This window comes from Bacteroides sp. LFL-34, assembly GCF_027257075.1.
Lineage (GTDB): Bacteria > Bacteroidota > Bacteroidia > Bacteroidales > Bacteroidaceae > Bacteroides > Bacteroides ovatus.
Window position 1 is genome coordinate 135,236 of record NZ_JAPQKZ010000009.1, and the last position, 18,182, is coordinate 153,417.

12 protein-coding genes are annotated in these 18,182 nt (G+C 44.1%); 11 read left to right on the top strand and 1 reads right to left on the bottom strand.

What is annotated here, in order from left to right:
- The first annotated feature begins 52 nt into the window (after window positions 1–52).
- Window positions 53–1,207: a galactokinase gene (gene galK / locus N5O98_RS07495; RefSeq protein ID WP_004297463.1), complete on the top strand. Its 1,155-nt coding sequence runs from the start codon at window positions 53–55 to the stop codon at window positions 1,205–1,207.
- A gap of 119 nt (window positions 1,208–1,326) precedes the next feature.
- Here the strand turns inward: galK and N5O98_RS07500 are convergent, their stop codons facing one another.
- The gene (locus N5O98_RS07500) at window positions 1,327–3,309 is read right to left on the bottom strand and encodes an alpha-L-arabinofuranosidase C-terminal domain-containing protein (RefSeq protein WP_032855884.1); all 1,983 of its coding nucleotides are present in this window, start codon (window positions 3,307–3,309) and stop codon (window positions 1,327–1,329) included.
- Window positions 3,310–3,686: 377 nt separating this feature from the next.
- Between N5O98_RS07500 and N5O98_RS07505 the strand changes: the two genes are divergently transcribed.
- The 10 genes from N5O98_RS07505 to rpiB all read left to right on the top strand — a co-directional run bounded on the left by N5O98_RS07505 (window position 3,687) and on the right by rpiB (window position 18,053).
- A complete protein-coding gene (locus N5O98_RS07505; RefSeq protein ID WP_004309169.1) occupies window positions 3,687–4,826 on the top strand; it encodes an aldose epimerase family protein in 1,140 nt (379 codons plus the stop codon).
- A gap of 25 nt (window positions 4,827–4,851) precedes the next feature.
- A complete protein-coding gene (locus N5O98_RS07510) occupies window positions 4,852–6,546 on the top strand; it encodes a sodium:solute symporter (protein WP_004309170.1) in 1,695 nt (564 codons plus the stop codon).
- Between the two features lie 133 nt (window positions 6,547–6,679).
- Entirely contained in the window at window positions 6,680–7,396 is a 717-nt protein-coding gene (locus N5O98_RS07515; protein ID WP_008770909.1) for an NUDIX hydrolase, read from the top strand.
- Between the two features lie 5 nt (window positions 7,397–7,401).
- Window positions 7,402–8,085 (top strand): L-ribulose-5-phosphate 4-epimerase, encoded by a 684-nt coding sequence (locus N5O98_RS07520; protein WP_004309172.1) that lies wholly within the window; start codon window positions 7,402–7,404, stop codon window positions 8,083–8,085.
- 41 nt (window positions 8,086–8,126) lie between these two features.
- On the top strand, window positions 8,127–9,656 hold the full coding sequence (gene araA / locus N5O98_RS07525; protein ID WP_004309173.1) for an L-arabinose isomerase: 1,530 nt from the start codon (window positions 8,127–8,129) through the stop codon (window positions 9,654–9,656).
- Window positions 9,657–9,762: 106 nt separating this feature from the next.
- Window positions 9,763–11,358, top strand: a complete 1,596-nt coding sequence (locus N5O98_RS07530; protein ID WP_004309174.1) for a xylulokinase — start codon at window positions 9,763–9,765, stop codon at window positions 11,356–11,358.
- A gap of 141 nt (window positions 11,359–11,499) precedes the next feature.
- Window positions 11,500–13,902, top strand: a complete 2,403-nt coding sequence (locus N5O98_RS07535) for a beta-L-arabinofuranosidase (protein WP_004309175.1) — start codon at window positions 11,500–11,502, stop codon at window positions 13,900–13,902.
- A gap of 20 nt (window positions 13,903–13,922) precedes the next feature.
- On the top strand, window positions 13,923–15,467 hold the full coding sequence (locus N5O98_RS07540) for an alpha-N-arabinofuranosidase (RefSeq protein ID WP_004309176.1): 1,545 nt from the start codon (window positions 13,923–13,925) through the stop codon (window positions 15,465–15,467).
- A gap of 142 nt (window positions 15,468–15,609) precedes the next feature.
- Window positions 15,610–17,619, top strand: a complete 2,010-nt coding sequence (locus tag N5O98_RS07545) for a transketolase family protein (protein WP_032855878.1) — start codon at window positions 15,610–15,612, stop codon at window positions 17,617–17,619.
- The gene (gene rpiB, locus N5O98_RS07550) at window positions 17,619–18,053 is read left to right on the top strand and encodes a ribose 5-phosphate isomerase B (RefSeq protein ID WP_004309178.1); all 435 of its coding nucleotides are present in this window, start codon (window positions 17,619–17,621) and stop codon (window positions 18,051–18,053) included. Before N5O98_RS07545 ends, rpiB begins: the two co-directional genes overlap by 1 nt.
- Window positions 18,054–18,182 lie beyond the last annotated feature (129 nt).

Genomic DNA, 18,182 nt, shown 5'->3' on the forward strand with positions numbered 1-18,182 from the left:
TCACATAGAATAGAATAGAATTCAATTTATTCACCTTTAAAATATAAATATCATGGATACAGAATACGTAAGAAGTCGATTCATTAAACACTTTGACGGAACTACTGGATTTTTATATGCTTCTCCGGGCCGTATCAACCTGATCGGTGAACACACTGACTACAACGGTGGATTCGTTTTTCCGGGAGCGGTAGACAAAGGGATGATTGCTGAAATCAAACCTAACGGTACTGACAAAGTAAAGGCTTACTCTATCGACTTGAAGGATTATGTAGAATTTGGTTTGAATGAAGAAGATGCTCCACGCGCCAGCTGGGCAAGATATATTTTCGGTGTATGCCGTGAAATGATTAAACGTGGCGTTGATGTGAAGGGATTCAATACTGCTTTCGCAGGTGATGTGCCTCTGGGTGCAGGTATGTCTTCTTCTGCTGCTTTGGAAAGTACGTATGCTTTCGCACTGAACGAACTGTTTGGTGAAAACAAGATAGATAAGTTCGAATTGGCTAAAGTTGGCCAGGCTACAGAACATAACTATTGTGGTGTGAACTGCGGTATTATGGACCAGTTTGCTTCCGTATTCGGTAAAGCAGGTAGTTTGATCCGTCTGGATTGCCGTTCACTGGAGTATCAGTATTTCCCATTCCATCCGGAAGGTTATCGTCTGGTTCTGATGGATTCAGTGGTTAAGCACGAATTGGCTTCTTCTGCTTATAACAAGCGTCGCCAAAGCTGTGAAGCTGCTGTTGCCGCTATCCAGAAAAAACATCCGCACGTAGAATTCCTGCGCGACTGTACAATGGCTATGCTAGAAGAAGCGAAAGCTGATATCAGCGCTGAAGACTATATGCGTGCAGAATATGTAATCGAAGAAATCCAACGTGTACTCGATGTTTGCGAGGCATTGGAAAAGGATGATTACGAAACTGTAGGTAAGAAGATGTACGAAACTCATCACGGCATGAGCAAGTTGTACGAAGTAAGCTGCGAAGAACTCGACTTCCTGAATGACTGCGCTAAAGAGTACGGTGTAACCGGTTCACGCGTTATGGGTGGCGGCTTCGGTGGTTGTACTATCAACCTTGTTAAGGATGAGTTGTACGATAACTTCGTTGAAAAAACAAAAGCTGCTTTCAAAGCTAAATTCGGCAGAAGCCCGAAAGTGTATGACGTAGTAATCGGTGACGGTTCTCGTAGACTGGAATAAGAATTTATTCGTTATTAAATAATTAAGAAGGGCGGCTTCCGTGATGGGAGCCGCCCTTACTTTTTACAATTAACAAAAATCTAAAATCTATTAATCTAATAACATCTAATTAGTTCTACTTATTTCTTCGTAAATTTATATACTGCAAACGTAGTGGGTTCCAATTCGGTAGTAAACACATTGCCTTCAATAGATACCGGAGTTTCCTGCGGAACGATGGCAAAAGGTTGTTCAAGTGTATTATCCTTATCCAAATCAAGCGAACGAAGTTTGATACAACGACCATTAGACAGTACATCTTGTTTCTTCAATCCTTCAAAATTCAAGGAAATCGGTTGAGCTGTGGCGGAGGTATTGGCAACCTTTACAATCAGTTCATTCTTATCCTTATCGTAAACAGCACTGGCAAAGAGTCCGTTCTGTCCTTCGGCTCCCGTTACATTTTTCTTGTTCATGGTAAGGGGAAGTACATTTGTTCCTTTGTTTTGCGCATACAGTTGTTGTACATAATAGCTAGTGGTACGCACAGAGTTCAGGTTATCGAACCAAATCATATCAGGACGCCATTGCCATCCTTCCACATGAGCGAAAAGCGGAGCATAGGTAGCCATGTGAACGATGTCAGCATTACGTTCCAATCCGGTCATGAAAGCAGCTTCGAGCAAAGCAGCATGATAATGGTTCCATTTCTTTCCTTTTCCATGGCAGGCATATTCGCCGGCAAAGACTTTCGGACCTTTACGATCGTAGTTGTCATAGCGGGCACCTTGTGCCAGGAACCAACTTTCGGGACGATAGAAATGTTCGTCCACCAAATCGGCTTTCAGACGTTTCATTTCAGGCCACAAGTAATCAAATTCTTTTCCTTCGGAATTCGGACCGGAGCTACCTACTATTTTAATCTCCGGGTGAGCTTTACGAATGGCTTTGATAAACGGTTCGAGACGTTCGGGATATTCTTTTCCCCATTGTTCGTTACCGATACCGATAAACTTCAGGTTAAACGGAGCAGGATGTCCCATATCGGCACGTACCTTTCCCCATTTGGTATTCACGTCTCCATTAGCAAACTCAATCAGGTCGAGTGCATCCTGAATATAGTTATCCAAATCACAAACGGCTACGTGAGCTTTCGGATCATTATTCTGATATTGGCAGGAAAGTCCGCAATTCAGAATCGGCAGAGGTGCCGCACCCATTTCTTCAGACAGCAGGAAATATTCGTAGAATCCCAATCCATAGCTTTGATAATAATCAGGGAAGAATCGGTGAGTAAAAGTATACTGCCAACGATTTTCATTTAAGGGACGGTTCTCTACCGGGCCAACTGATTTTTTCCAGTCGTAACGAGTCTCCAGGTCGGTACCTTCTACAATGCAACCACCGGGAAAGCGGAAGACTCCAGGATGAATATCCGCCAATGCTTGTGCCAAATCTTTACGAAGACCATTTTCGTGTCCCTTCCAAGTATCAACCGGGAAAAGAGAGATATGCTCCAGATCTACTGTTCCTTTGGAAGTAAGAAAAATACGAAGTACGGATTTCGGATGAGTACTGCCGGGCTTCAAGATTATCTGGTATTTTTTCCAGTCCTTAGAATCAATCGTAAGATTCCCTGCAACAAGTGCCTGGCGTTCGCCCATTGATTGGGTATCTACAAGTTCGATCCTCAATGTTTCTTTCGTACTTCCTTGCGGCAAACGCGCCCAAACGGAGAAGCGATATTCCTCCCCCTTCTTGACACCGATACCGAAGAAACCTTCGTTATCCAATCCGGTATGCTTATGTGCATGTCCGGGGTTAGAAAGACGTACGTAATGTGGATTGCGTTCAAAAGGGCCATCATTCATTAAGGATACTTTTCCGTACGTTTTCCATCCCATCAGGTGTTGTGGAAATTCAAAGGAACGATTCTTCACCAGTTCGGCATAAAGTCCGCCGTCGGCAGCATAGTTGATGTCCTCAAAAAAGAGTCCGTACATAGTAGGTTGGATTTCTGCACCCAGCTTCTTCGTCTGTATCACCAACTCATTAGTTTGCGCATGAAGCGCAAGGTTAGTAGACAAGGCTAATACTGCCAATAAATTTGCGTATCTTCTCATGGTTCTCAATAAAAAATTATATATAGTTAAAATGCAAAGATAATCAGATTCTCTATTTTCCCCGTACCCGATTTTATCATTAACAGGTGTATATCGGTCAAAAAGGATCAAATTCCATTCATTTGCACAATTTTCCATCCGTATCTGATATTTATAATACGAAACCAGATCAAAAAACACCTATTAACCCGCTCTATTATATGAAAAATAAACGGATGGAAAGCGTACATTTATATATATAATAAGGTGTATGGGAAATCATAAAATATACCGTTTATGCTGCATAACATACAAGAGTGTATTTGATACACCAAACAAAAGTGTTACTTTTACACCCAAAATAAGATAAATATCTCATTTACATTAAAAATAAAACCATGAAAAAACATTTTCTACTTGCAGGATTTGCCGCGCTGATGCTGGTTGCGTGCAATAACAAGCCGGCTTCCGAGCTGACCTTGTCCGGTCTTGACCCGGTAAAATTTCAAACAGAAGTGAACAATGCCAAAACAGCTCTTTACACCTTAAAGAACAAGGCAGGCATGGAAGTATGTATCACTAACTTCGGAGGACGTATCGTGTCTGTCATGGTACCCGACAAGAACGGTAAGATGCAAGATGTAGTTTTAGGCTTTGACAGCATTGCTGACTATATTAATGTACCCAGCGACTTCGGTGCTTCTATCGGACGCTATGCAAACCGTATCAACCAAGGACGTTTCGCATTGGACGGCGACACGATCCAACTGCCGCAAAACAATTTCGGCCACTGCCTGCACGGAGGCCCGAAAGGTTGGCAATACAAAGTTTATGAAGCTAATCTGATTGATCCGACAACGCTGGAACTGACACTTGTCTCACCGGACGGAGACGAAAACTTCCCGGGTAATGTGACAGCTAAAGTGACTTACAAACTGACTGAAGACAACGCTATCGACATCAAATATAGCGCAACTACCGATAAAAAGACGATCATCAATATGACCAACCACTCTTACTTCAACCTGGCTGGTGATCCGTCAAAAGCTTCAACCGACAATATATTGTATGTGAACGCAGACTATTATACTCCGGTAGACAGTACCTTTATGACTACAGGCGAAATCGCTCCGGTGAAAGACACTCCGATGGACTTCACCACTCCGAAAGCTGTAGGTAAAGAGATCGACAACTACGATTTCGTTCAACTGAAGAACGGAAAAGGATATGACCACAACTGGGTACTCAACACAAAGGGAGATCTTTCGCAAGTTGCCGCAAAACTCACTTCACCTGAAAGCGGTATTACTCTGGAAGTATATACCAACGAACCGGGTGTACAGGTTTACACAGGAAACTTCCTCGACGGAACCGTAACCGGAAAGAAAGGCATCGTTTACAACCAACGTGCTTCTGTGTGTCTGGAGACACAACATTATCCTGACAGCCCTAACAAGGCAGACTGGCCTTCTGTTGTATTGGAACCGGGACAAACTTATAATAGTGAATGTATTTTCAAATTCTCTGTAGAGAAATAATATTAACTCATAAATCATATTTATTGTGGAAGCATTAGATTGGCTAGTAATCGGAGTTTTTTTTCTGGCTCTGATCGGTATTATTGTTTGGGTAGTCAGACAAAAACAAAATGACTCGGCAGATTATTTCTTGGGCGGACGCGACGCAACATGGCTTGCGATCGGTGCCTCTATTTTCGCATCCAACATCGGTTCGGAACACTTGATCGGACTGGCAGGAGCCGGTGCATCCAGTGGTATGGCTATGGCACACTGGGAAATTCAGGGATGGATGATCTTGATTCTGGGATGGGTGTTTGTACCCTTCTACACACGAAGCATGGTATATACAATGCCGGAATTTCTGGAACGCCGCTATAATCCTCAATCACGTACCATCCTGTCGGTCATCTCTTTGGTGAGTTATGTGTTAACCAAAGTAGCTGTGACTGTATATGCCGGTGGTCTTGTATTCCAACAAGTATTCGGTATCAAAGAGCTTTGGGGAATTGATTTCTTCTGGATTGCAGCTATCGGTCTGGTAGTGTTAACTGCACTTTATACGATCTTCGGTGGTATGAAATCAGTTCTTTACACTTCTGTTCTTCAAACCCCTATCCTACTGCTAGGATCATTAATAATTCTGGTACTCGGCTTCAAAGAATTAGGTGGATGGGACGAAATGATGAGGGTCTGTGGGGCTGTTACCGTAAATAATTACGGTGATACAATGACTAACCTGATCCGTAGTAATGATGATGCAAACTTCCCTTGGTTGGGCGCTTTGATCGGTTCGGCTATTATCGGTTTCTGGTACTGGTGTACCGACCAGTTCATCGTTCAACGTGTACTTTCAGGTAAAAATGAAATGGAAGCTCGTCGTGGTACCATTTTCGGTGCTTATCTGAAATTGTTGCCTGTATTCCTTTTCTTGATTCCTGGTATGATCGCATTTGCATTACATCAAAAATATATCGGTGCCGGTGGCGAAGGTTTCTTGCCGATGCTGGCTAACGGAACAGCAAATGCCGATGCCGCTTTCCCGACATTAGTAGCCAAATTATTGCCTGCCGGTGTGAAAGGTCTGGTAGTATGTGGTATTCTTGCTGCCTTGATGAGTTCTCTTGCATCTCTGTTTAACTCATCAGCCATGCTGTTTACTATCGACTTCTACAAACGTTTCAGACCGGAAACTCCGGAGAAGAAACTGGTAGGTATCGGTCAGGTTGCAACGGTTGTAATCGTTATTTTAGGTATTCTCTGGATTCCTATCATGCGTAGTGTAGGCGATGTACTTTATACTTATTTGCAGGACGTTCAATCCGTACTAGCTCCTGGTATCGCTGCGGCTTTCTTACTGGGTATCTGTTGGAAACGTACTTCCGCCCAGGGTGGTATGTGGGGATTGATTGCTGGTATGGTAATCGGTTTAACTCGCCTCGGTGCAAAAGTATATTATAGCAATGCAGGTGAAGTAGCAGATTCTACATTCAAATATTTGTTCTATGATATGAACTGGTTATTCTTCTGTGGATGGATGTTCTTGTTCTGCATTATTGTAGTAATCGTGGTCAGCCTGGCAACCAAAGCTCCGACTGCAGAAAAGATTCAGGGATTAGTATTCGGTACAGCTACCAAAGAACAAAAAGCAGCTACACGTGCAAGCTGGAATCACTGGGATATTATTCATACTGTAATTATTCTGGCTATTACAGGTGCTTTCTACTGGTATTTCTGGTAAAAAATAAGCCCTTCCTTCAACCTTCTCTTTGGGAAAGGTTGAAGGAATATAAAAATAGTCTTGCCAACGGAAAGACTGGTTTATTATAACTAAAATCACAATCTAAATGGATAAAGATAATTCACAAGAGTCAATGATAAGCTCAAACTCCCTCTCTTTTGGAAAGAACCGGGGGGAGGCTTATTATAGCTCGAATCCCACCTTTTATGTCGGCATCGACTGCATCATCTTTGGTTTCAACGAAGGGGAAATCAGCTTGCTATTGTTAAAGAGAAACTTCGAGCCGGCAATGGGTGAATGGTCACTGATGGGAGGATTTGTGCAAAACAATGAAAGTGTGGATGATGCCGCCAAACGTGTATTGCATGAGCTTACCGGATTGGAAAACGTCTACATGGAACAGGTAGGAACTTTCGGAGCAATCGACCGCGATCCGGGTGAACGGGTTATCTCCGTGGCTTACTATGCATTGATTAACATCAATGAGTATGACCGGAAACTGGTTCAGAAGCACAATGCTTACTGGGTGAATATGAACGAACTTCCCCCGCTTATCTTCGACCATCCTGAAATGGTAGAAAAAGCACGGGAACTGATGAAACAGAAAGCATCCGTAGAACCTATCGGATTCAATCTGCTTCCGAAACTCTTTACATTATCCCAATTACAAAGTTTATATGAGGCCATTTACGGTGAAACAATGGATAAACGAAACTTCCGTAAAAGAGTGGCTGAAATGGATTATATAGAAAAGACTGATAAAATTGATAAACTGGGTTCCAAACGGGGCGCTGCCTTGTATAAGTTCAACGGCAAGGCTTACCGCAAAGACCCGAAATTTAAAATATAATCATTATGCTGGAAGAACTAAAAGAAAAAGTATTTCATGCCAATCTTGAATTGGTAAAGCATGGATTAGTCATCTTTACCTGGGGCAATGTCTCTGCTATCGACCGTGAAAGCGGATTGGTAGTAATCAAACCCAGTGGTGTAAGTTATGATGATATGAAGGCCGAAGATATGGTAGTAGTGGATTTGGATGGCAAGGTCGTTGAAGGACGACTGAAGCCATCCTCGGATACTCCTACTCACGTAGTACTTTACAAAGCATTTCCGGAGATTGGCGGAGTGGTACACACTCACTCTACTTATGCGACTGCCTGGGCACAGGCAGGATGCGACATTCCGAACATCGGAACAACTCATGCGGATTATTTCCATGACGCTATTCCCTGCACGGCAGATATGACGGAAGCGGAAGTGAAAGGCGCTTACGAGCTGGAAACCGGTAATGTGATAGTGAAACGTTTTGAAGGATTGAATCCTGTACATACACCGGGAGTGTTAGTAAAAAATCACGGTCCTTTCTCTTGGGGAAAAGATGCGCACGATGCTGTACACAACGCTGTGGTAATGGAACAGGTAGCCAAAATGGCAAGTATCGCTTATGCGGTAAACCCGAATTTAACAATGAACCCGTTGCTGGTAGAAAAACATTTCAGCCGCAAGCATGGTCCGAATGCTTATTATGGACAGTAACAATTAAAAAAACAAATATTAAAAATTAAAGCAATAACATTATGAATAACGTATTTGATCAATATGAAGTATGGTTCGTAACAGGAGCACAGCTTCTGTACGGAGGTGACGCAGTAATCGCAGTAGACGCACATTCTAATGAAATGGTAAACGGACTGAATGAATCCGGTAAACTCCCTGTCAAGGTGGTATACAAAGGTACTGCCAACTCTTCTAAAGAAGTGGAAACTGTATTCAAAGCAGCCAATAACGATGAAAAATGTATCGGTGTAATCACTTGGATGCATACTTTCTCTCCTGCTAAGATGTGGATTCATGGTCTGCAACAGTTGAAGAAACCATTGTTACACCTGCACACACAGTTCAACAAGGAAATTCCTTGGGATACAATGGACATGGACTTCATGAACCTGAACCAGTCAGCTCACGGTGACCGCGAATTCGGACATATCTGTACCCGTATGCGCATCCGTCGTAAAGTAGTGGTAGGTCACTGGAAAGAGGAAGACACTTTGCACAAGATCGCTGTCTGGATGCGTGTTTGTGCCGGTTGGGCAGACTCACAGGATATGCTGATTATCCGTTTCGGCGACCAGATGAACAATGTAGCTGTAACCGACGGTGATAAAGTGGAAGCTGAACAACGTATGGGTTACCATGTAGATTATTGTCCGGTAAGCGAATTGATGGAATACCACAAAGAAATCAAGAATGAAGATGTAGATGCATTGGTAGCTACCTACTTCAAAGAATACGACCACGATGCTTCTTTGGAAGACAAATCGACTGAAGCTTATCAGAAAGTATGGAATGCCGCTAAAGCAGAACTTGCCATGCGTGCTATCCTGAAAGCTAAAGGCGCTAAAGGATTTACGACCAACTTCGACGATTTGGGCGACATCGAATACAATGGTTTCGATCAGATCCCGGGGCTTGCTTCACAACGTCTGATGGCGGAAGGTTACGGATTCGGCGCTGAAGGTGACTGGAAATCGGCTGCTCTGTACCGTACAGTATGGGTAATGAATCAGGGACTTCCCAGAGGTTGTTCATTCCTGGAAGACTACACGCTGAACTTCGACGGTGCCAACAGCTCTATCCTGCAGTCACACATGTTAGAAATCTGCCCGCTTATCGCAGCCAACAAACCGCGCCTGGAAGTACACTTCCTCGGTATAGGTATCCGCAAGAGCCAGACTGCAAGATTGGTATTTACTTCAAAGACAGGCGCAGGATGCACTGCTACAGTAGTAGATATGGGTAACCGCTTCCGCCTGATTGTGAACGATGTGGAATGTATCGAACCGAAACCGCTGCCTAAGTTGCCGGTTGCTTCTGCTCTCTGGATTCCGATGCCTAACCTCGAAGTGGGTGCAGGTGCATGGATCCTGGCTGGTGGAACTCACCATTCTTGCTTCTCTTACGACCTGACAGCAGAATATTGGGAAGATTACGCTGAAATCGCAGGTATCGAAATGGTACATATCAACAAGGATACTACGATCAGCTGCTTCAAAAAAGAACTGCGCATGAACGAAGTGTATTACATGTTGAATAAAGCGCTTTGCTAAAAAGCCGATCTCTCAAGTTTCGCAAGAGCTTAATCCAATTATTAAGCACCTGCGAAACTTGATTTTTTCTATCATTATCGTTATACCTTAAAATATTGATTTCAACATGAAATTAGATGCAAAATCAACCATCGAAGCAGGCAAAGCCATTCTTGGTATAGAACTGGGGTCAACACGAATTAAAGCAGTTTTGATTGACCAAGAAAACAAGCCTATTGCTCAAGGTAGCCACACTTGGGAAAACCAGTTAGTTGACGGACTTTGGACTTATAATATTGAAGCTATCTGGTCGGGACTGCAAGATTGCTATGCTGACCTTCGCGCTAACGTAAAGAACTTATACGGCGTAGAGATTGAGACGCTGGCTGCTATCGGTGTCAGCGCCATGATGCATGGTTATATGCCGTTCAATAAAAAAGAAGAAATCCTCGTGCCTTTCCGCACCTGGAGAAATACGAATACAGGTCGGGCAGCAGCAGCCTTATCAGAACTGTTTGTCTACAACATTCCGCTGCGATGGAGCATTTCTCATTTGTACCAGGCTATCCTGGACAATGAAGCGCATGTGAATGACATTGATTTCCTGACTACTCTGGCAGGTTATGTGCATTGGCAGATAACTGGCGAAAAGGTATTGGGTATCGGTGACGCATCGGGTATGCTCCCTATCGATCCGACAACCCACAACTATTCAGCTGAAATGGTGGCTAAGTTCGATAAACTGATTGCTCCGAAAGAATATAGCTGGAAACTGGAAGATATTCTGCCTAAAGTATTGTCGGCAGGTGAAAATGCTGGTGTCCTCACTCCGGAAGGAAGTAAAAAGCTCGATGTATCGGGTCATTTGAAGGCAGGAATACCGGTTTGTCCGCCGGAAGGAGACGCAGGTACCGGAATGGTGGCAACCAATGCAGTCAAACAACGCACCGGAAATGTATCGGCAGGTACTTCTTCATTCTCTATGATCGTATTGGAGAAAGATTTGTCGAAGCCATACGAAATGATTGACATGGTGACCACTCCTGACGGAAGTCTGGTAGCCATGGTGCATTGCAACAACTGTACTTCTGATCTCAACGCGTGGGTCAACCTGTTCAAGGAATATCAGGAGCTTCTGGGCATACCTGTAAATATGGATGAAATCTATAGCAAACTTTACAATATTGCACTCACCGGTGATACCGATTGCGGAGGTTTGCTTTCATACAATTATATTTCAGGCGAACCTGTAACTGGATTTGCTGACGGAAGACCGTTGTTTGTACGTTCGGCAAATGACAAATTCAACCTGGCAAACTTTATGCGGACTCACCTATATGCTTCAGTAGGAGTACTCAAGATTGGCAACGATATCCTGTTCAACGAAGAAAAAATCAAAGTGGACAGAATTACTGGTCACGGAGGATTATTCAGAACCAAAGGAGTAGGTCAAAGAATACTTGCTGCAGCTATCAACTCGCCTATTTCTGTGATGGAAACAGCCGGCGAAGGTGGTGCCTGGGGTATTGCCCTGTTAGGTTCTTACCTCGTGAACAATGAAAAGAAACAATCTCTTGCCGATTTTCTGGATGAAAGCGTATTTGTCGGTGACGCGGGTATCGAGGTATCACCTACACCCGAAGATGTAGCCGGCTTCAATACATACATCGAAAACTATAAGGCAGGATTGCCTATCGAAGAGGCAGCAGTCAAATTTAAATAATTGACAGTCGGCAATCCATTGTTGTTCATCAGAGATTGCCGATAAATCGCTGTTTATCAAGAGTCAATTCTAACTAAGTACAAACATTAATTATCTCCACCCCTCTCCTCTTTTGGAGAGGGAGATGGGGAGACTATTATCATGAAAACCACCTCGTTCATACTTGCACTTGTGCTGTCCATCTCACTGGGCAAAGCTCAAAACGCCCCACAAGTGTCTTACTTCCCTTTACAGAATGTGAAACTATTGGATAGTCCGTTTCTGCAAGCTCAACAGACTGATTTACATTACATACTTGCATTAGACCCCGACCGTCTGCTCGCTCCTTTTCTCCGCGAAGCAGGGTTACAGCCTAAAGCCCCCAGCTACACCAATTGGGAAAATACCGGATTGGACGGACATATCGGCGGACATTATTTATCCGCACTTTCCATGATGTATGCCGCCACCGGAGATACCGCAGTCTATAATCGCCTCAACTACATGCTGAATGAGTTGAACCGGGCACAACAAACTGTCGGCACAGGATTCATCGGAGGAACTCCGGGAAGCCTTCAACTTTGGAAAGATATAAAAGCAGGAAAGATCCGTGCCGGAGGTTTCGACCTTAACGGCAAATGGGTGCCTCTATACAACATACATAAGACTTACGCCGGATTGCGGGATGCATATCTCTATGCAGGAAGCGACCTTGCACGCCAAATGCTTATCGCTTTTACAGATTGGATGATCGATATCACTTCCGGCTTGAGCGACGAACAAATGCAGGATATGCTTCGTAGCGAACATGGCGGATTAAACGAAACGTTCGCTGACGTGGCCGAAATCACAGGCGACAAGAAGTATCTGGAACTGGCACGCCGTTTCTCCCACAAGCTTATCTTAGACCCGCTTATCAAAGAGGAAGACAAATTGACGGGAATGCACGCCAACACACAGATTCCAAAAGTGATCGGCTACAAGCGAATAGCCGAAGTGTCACAAGACGACAAGACTTGGAATCATGCTGCAGAATGGGATCATGCCGCCCGTTTTTTCTGGAACACGGTAGTCAATCACCGTTCCGTCTGCATCGGAGGAAATAGCGTCCGCGAACATTTCCATCCGTCGGATAACTTCACGTCCATGCTGAACGACGTTCAAGGACCGGAGACCTGCAATACTTACAACATGCTCCGGCTTACTAAAATGCTTTATCAGAATTCTCACAATCCGAATCAAACAAACGAACCTGATCCAAACTACGTAAACTATTACGAACGTGCGCTTTACAATCATATCTTAGCGTCACAAGAGCCGGATAAAGGTGGATTTGTCTACTTCACTCCTATGCGTCCAGGACACTATCGTGTATACTCACAACCGGAAACATCCATGTGGTGCTGTGTAGGTTCAGGCTTGGAGAATCATACCAAATACGGTGAATTTATCTATGCGTATCGGAAAGACACACTTTATGTCAATCTCTTCATTCCTTCACAACTGACCTGGAAAGAGCAAGGCATTATTTTGACACAGGAAACCCGTTTCCCTGATGACGACAAGGTAACTTTGCGAATAGATGAAGCGCCTAAGAAAAAACGTACTTTAATGATACGTATTCCGGAATGGGCGAACCAATCCAAAGGATATAGCGTCAGCATCAATGGAAAAAGAAAAATGTTCGTTATGGCAAAAGGTAACCAGTATCTTCCTCTCTCCCGCAAATGGAAAAAAGGGGATGTCATTACTTTCCACTTGCCTATGAAAGTCAGCGTGGAACAGATTCCCGACAAGAAAGATTATTATGCTTTCTTATATGGTCCAATCGTTCTTGCAGCTTCCACAGGCACTGAATATCTTGATGGTTTATATGCCGATGACAGTCGTGGCGGCCATATCGCTCATGGCAAACAAATTCCTTTACAAGAAGTTCCGATGCTGATAGGAAATCCTGATTCAATCTGCAAATCTCTTCAGAAAGAACAGAATAGCCGGATTACTTTCAGCTATAACGGAGAGGTGTATCCTGCACAAGGCAAAGCATTGAAACTCGTTCCGTTCTTCCGCCTGCATAATTCCCGTTATGCCGTTTATTTCCGGCAGGCAAGCGAAGAGCAGTTTAAAGCGATTCAGGAAGAGATGGCAACGGCTGAACGAAAAGCAACAGAATTGGCTAATCAAACCATTGACCTTATCTTCCCTGGCGAACAGCAGCCGGAGTCTGACCATGGCATCCAGTATGAACAGGCAGAAACAGGGACGAATAAAGACCGGCATTTCCGACGTGCCAAAGGTTGGTTCGGCTATCAGCTGAAAGTGAAAGAGGAAGCAAGCCGCATACTGATTACAATACGGAAAGATGACCGCAATAAAGTGGCTATTCTTTTGAATAACGAAAAGTTGGCTATTCATCCGACTATCAGTGAAGCAGATAAAGACGGTTTCATTACTCTTTCTTATGTTCTGCCTCAAAAACTGAATACGGGTAGTTGTCCGATACGTTTTATCCCTGACGGGACGGAATGGACCTCTGCCGTTTATGAAGTTCGTTTACTAAAATAATCATTAAACAAATACCATTTATGAAAGCAAAACTATTAGTCAGCACGGCTTTTCTGGCAGCATCTGTATCTCTTTCTGCACAAAAGAGTGCTACCATAACCGTACATGCCGACCAAGGCAAAGAAATCATACCGAAGGAAATTTACGGCCAGTTTGCCGAACACCTGGGTTCATGTATCTACGGCGGTCTTTGGGTAGGCGAAAACTCGGATATTCCCAATATTAAGGGATACCGCACAGATGTATTCAATGCACTGAAAGACTTGTCCGTTCCCGTCCTTCGCTGGCCGGGCGGATGCTTTGCCGATGAATACCACTGGATGGACGGCATTGGTCCGAAAGAGAACCGTCCGAAGATGGTGAACAACAACTGGGGCGGAACCATTGAAGATAACAGTTTCGGAACACACGAGTTTTTGAATCTTTGCGAAATGCTGGGTTGCGAACCATACGTGAGTGGAAATGTAGGTAGCGGTACCGTAGAAGAACTCGCCAAATGGGTGGAATACATGACCTCCGACGGGGACTCTCCCATGGCCAATCTTCGTCGTAAGAATGGTCGTGACAAAGCATGGAAACTCAAATATCTGGGAGTAGGAAATGAAAGCTGGGGCTGTGGTGGCAGCATGCGTCCGGAATATTATGCGGACTTATACCGTCGTTATTCTACTTATTGCCGTAACTATGACGGCAACCGTCTGTTCAAAATTGCCAGTGGTGCAAGTGACTATGATTACAAATGGACAGATGTATTGATGAATCGTGTAGGACACCGGATGGACGGTCTTTCTCTGCACTATTATACCGTAACCGGATGGAGTGGCAGCAAAGGATCAGCCACTCAATTCAACAAGGATGATTATTACTGGACGATGGGCAAATGTCTGGAAGTGGAAGATGTACTCAAGAAACATTGTACCATCATGGACAAATATGACAAGGACAAGAAAATCGCCCTCTTACTGGACGAATGGGGAACCTGGTGGGATGAAGAACCGGGAACCATCAAAGGACATCTGTATCAGCAAAACACGTTGCGTGATGCTTTCGTGGCTTCTTTAAGTCTTGATGTATTCCACAAATATACAGACCGCTTGAAGATGGCAAATATCGCACAGATTGTCAACGTACTTCAATCGATGATTCTGACAAAAGACAAAGAAATGGTGCTCACTCCTACTTATTATGTCTTCAAGATGTATAAAGTACATCAGGATGCCACTTATCTTCCTATCGACCTGACTTGCGAAAAGATAAGTGTACGTGATAACCGCACTGTACCGATGGTGAGCGCCACAGCTTCCAAAAATAAAGATGGGGTGATCCATATTTCTCTTTCCAATGTAGATGCTGATGAAGCACAGGAAATCACCATCAATCTGGGTGATACGAAAGCCAAAAAAGCAGTCGGAGAGATTCTGACCTCTGCAAAACTGACCGATTACAATTCTTTTGAAAACCCTAATATTGTAAAACCGGCACCTTTCAAAGAGGTAAAAATCAATAAAGGTACAATGAAGGTAAAACTTCCTGCTAAGTCCATTGTTACTTTAGAGTTACAGTAATTTTAGGGCAATTACTTATTGTATCACAAACAAGAAGACCGTAAAATTGTCGATAAAAAAGATAGCTCTTTGGGATTGTTAAATCCACATAAAGAGTTATCTTTGCGAACAATCTGATAGAAATCAATTAAATTTTAATGATATGAACGATAACAAACTTATGAATCGTGCAGCGGATAACATCCGTATTCTTGCTGCTTCAATGGTTGAGAAAGCCAATTCCGGTCACCCGGGTGGCGCCATGGGTGGTGCTGATTTTGTAAATGTACTCTTCTCTGAGTTTCTAGTATACGATCCTGAAAATCCCCGTTGGGAAGGACGTGACCGCTTCTTCCTCGACCCGGGCCACATGTCTCCGATGCTTTATTCTACGTTGGCATTGACAGGAAAATTCACGCTGGACGAGCTGAAAGAATTCCGTCAATGGGGAAGCCCTACTCCGGGACACCCTGAAGTGGACATCATGCGTGGTATCGAAAATACTTCCGGTCCGCTGGGACAAGGACATACTTTTGCAGTAGGTGCTGCTATCGCTGCCAAATTCTTGAAAGCCCGTTTCGACGAGGTGATGAATCAGACCATTTACGCTTACATCTCTGACGGTGGTATTCAGGAAGAAATCTCTCAAGGTTCCGGACGTATTGCCGGTGCACTGGGATTGGACAATCTGATTATGTTCTATGACTCCAACGATATTCAGCTTTCTACAGAAACGAAAGACGTAACCGTTGAAGATACTGCCATGAAATATGAAGCATGGGGATGGAACGTACTTAGTATCAACGGTAATGATCCTGACGAAATCCGTGCAGCAATCAAAGAAGCACAGGCTGAAAAAGAACGCCCGACGCTGATTATCGGTAAAACCGTAATGGGTAAAGGTGCACGCAAGGCAGACGGCAGCAGCTATGAAGCTAACTGCGCTACACACGGTGCTCCTCTCGGCGGCGACGCTTATGTAAATACAATCAAGAATCTAGGTGGTGATCCTACTAACCCGTTCGTTATATTCCCGGAAGTAGCCGAACTGTATGCAAAAAGAGCAGAAGAACTGAAAAAGATCGTTGCTGAAAAGTATGCAAAGAAAGCTGCATGGGCGAAAGCAAACCCGGAACTGGCAGCAAAACTGGAACTCTTCTTCTCGGGCAAAGCTCCGAAAGTGGACTGGGCTGCTATCGAACAGAAAGCAGGTAGCGCTACTCGTGCTGCATCTGCAACCGTATTGGGCGCACTTGCTACACAGGTAGAAAACATGATCGTTGCTTCGGCCGACCTTTCTAACTCTGACAAGACTGACGGTTTCCTGAAAAAGACTCATTCTTTCAAGAAAGGTGATTTCAGCGGAGCATTCTTCCAGGCAGGTGTATCTGAATTGTCAATGGCTTGTATCTGTATCGGTATGTCTCTCCATGGTGGTGTAATCGCTGCTTGCGGTACATTCTTCGTATTCTCCGATTACATGAAACCTGCCGTACGTATGGCTGCTTTGATGGAACAACCGGTGAAATTCATCTGGACACACGACGCATTCCGCGTAGGTGAAGACGGTCCTACTCACGAACCGGTAGAACAGGAAGCTCAAATCCGCCTGATGGAAAAACTGAAAAACCATAAGGGACACAACTCTATGTTGGTACTTCGTCCGGCTGATGCAGAAGAGACAACCATTGCTTGGAAACTTGCTATGGAAAATATGTCTACTCCTACAGGATTAATCTTCTCTCGTCAGAATATTGCCAATTTACCGGCAGGAACAGATTACGAACAAGCAGCCAAGGGTGCTTATATCGTAGCAGGTTCCGACGAAAATCCGGATGTTATCCTGGTGGCTTCAGGTTCTGAAGTAGCTACATTGGTAGCCGGCACAGAGTTACTTCGCAAAGATGGCGTGAAGGTACGCATTGTATCTGCTCCTTCTGAAGGTCTGTTCCGCAACCAACCGAAAGAATATCAGGAAGCTATTCTTCCGGCAGATGCGAAGATTTTCGGTATGACTGCCGGTCTGCCTGTCACTCTTCAAGGTCTGGTAGGTTGCCACGGTAAAGTTTGGGGATTGGAATCTTTCGGTTTCTCTGCTCCTTACACTGTGTTGGATGAAAAACTTGGATTTACTGCCGAGAACGTATATAACCAGGTAAAAGCAATGCTCTAATGAAAACAATCGGATTAGCATGCGACCATGCCGGTTTTGAACTGAAAGAATATGTTCGCGGCTGGCTGGAAGTAAAAGGCTGGGCTTACAAGGATTTCGGAACTAACTCTACCGCTAGCGTAGACTATCCGGATTATGCTCATCCGCTGGCTCTTGCAGTGGAATCGGGAGAATGTTATCCCGGTATCGCTATCTGCGGCAGTGGAAACGGAATCAATATGACGCTGAACAAGCACCAGGGAATTCGTGCTGCTCTCTGTTGGAATGCAGAAATTGCGCACCTGGCCCGTCAGCACAATGACGCTAATGTACTGGTTATGCCGGGACGCTTCATCAGCACTGAAGAAGCGGATATGATTTTGACAGAGTTCTTCTCTACCAAATTTGACGGTGGCCGTCATCAGAATCGTATTGATAAGATTCCGGTAAAATAAAGCCTGAAGATAAATCAAATAGGTGTAAAGCTGCTCTTCTTTCTGAAGGGCAGCTTTTTTTATACCGGTATCAGATTTTATCATATACGAGATTACAAAAGAGGGGTAACTTCGTCTTTATTACAAGAC

Coding starts and splice junctions, on each gene's coding strand:
- galK (WP_004297463.1), top strand. CDS start 53: ATGGATACAGAATACGTAAGAAGTCGATTCATTAAACACTTTGACGGA.
- N5O98_RS07500 (WP_032855884.1), bottom strand. CDS start 3,309: ATGAGAAGATACGCAAATTTATTGGCAGTATTAGCCTTGTCTACTAAC.
- N5O98_RS07505 (WP_004309169.1), top strand. CDS start 3,687: ATGAAAAAACATTTTCTACTTGCAGGATTTGCCGCGCTGATGCTGGTT.
- N5O98_RS07515 (WP_008770909.1), top strand. CDS start 6,680: ATGATAAGCTCAAACTCCCTCTCTTTTGGAAAGAACCGGGGGGAGGCT.
- N5O98_RS07520 (WP_004309172.1), top strand. CDS start 7,402: ATGCTGGAAGAACTAAAAGAAAAAGTATTTCATGCCAATCTTGAATTG.
- araA (WP_004309173.1), top strand. CDS start 8,127: ATGAATAACGTATTTGATCAATATGAAGTATGGTTCGTAACAGGAGCA.
- N5O98_RS07530 (WP_004309174.1), top strand. CDS start 9,763: ATGAAATTAGATGCAAAATCAACCATCGAAGCAGGCAAAGCCATTCTT.
- N5O98_RS07535 (WP_004309175.1), top strand. CDS start 11,500: ATGAAAACCACCTCGTTCATACTTGCACTTGTGCTGTCCATCTCACTG.
- N5O98_RS07540 (WP_004309176.1), top strand. CDS start 13,923: ATGAAAGCAAAACTATTAGTCAGCACGGCTTTTCTGGCAGCATCTGTA.
- N5O98_RS07545 (WP_032855878.1), top strand. CDS start 15,610: ATGAACGATAACAAACTTATGAATCGTGCAGCGGATAACATCCGTATT.
- rpiB (WP_004309178.1), top strand. CDS start 17,619: ATGAAAACAATCGGATTAGCATGCGACCATGCCGGTTTTGAACTGAAA.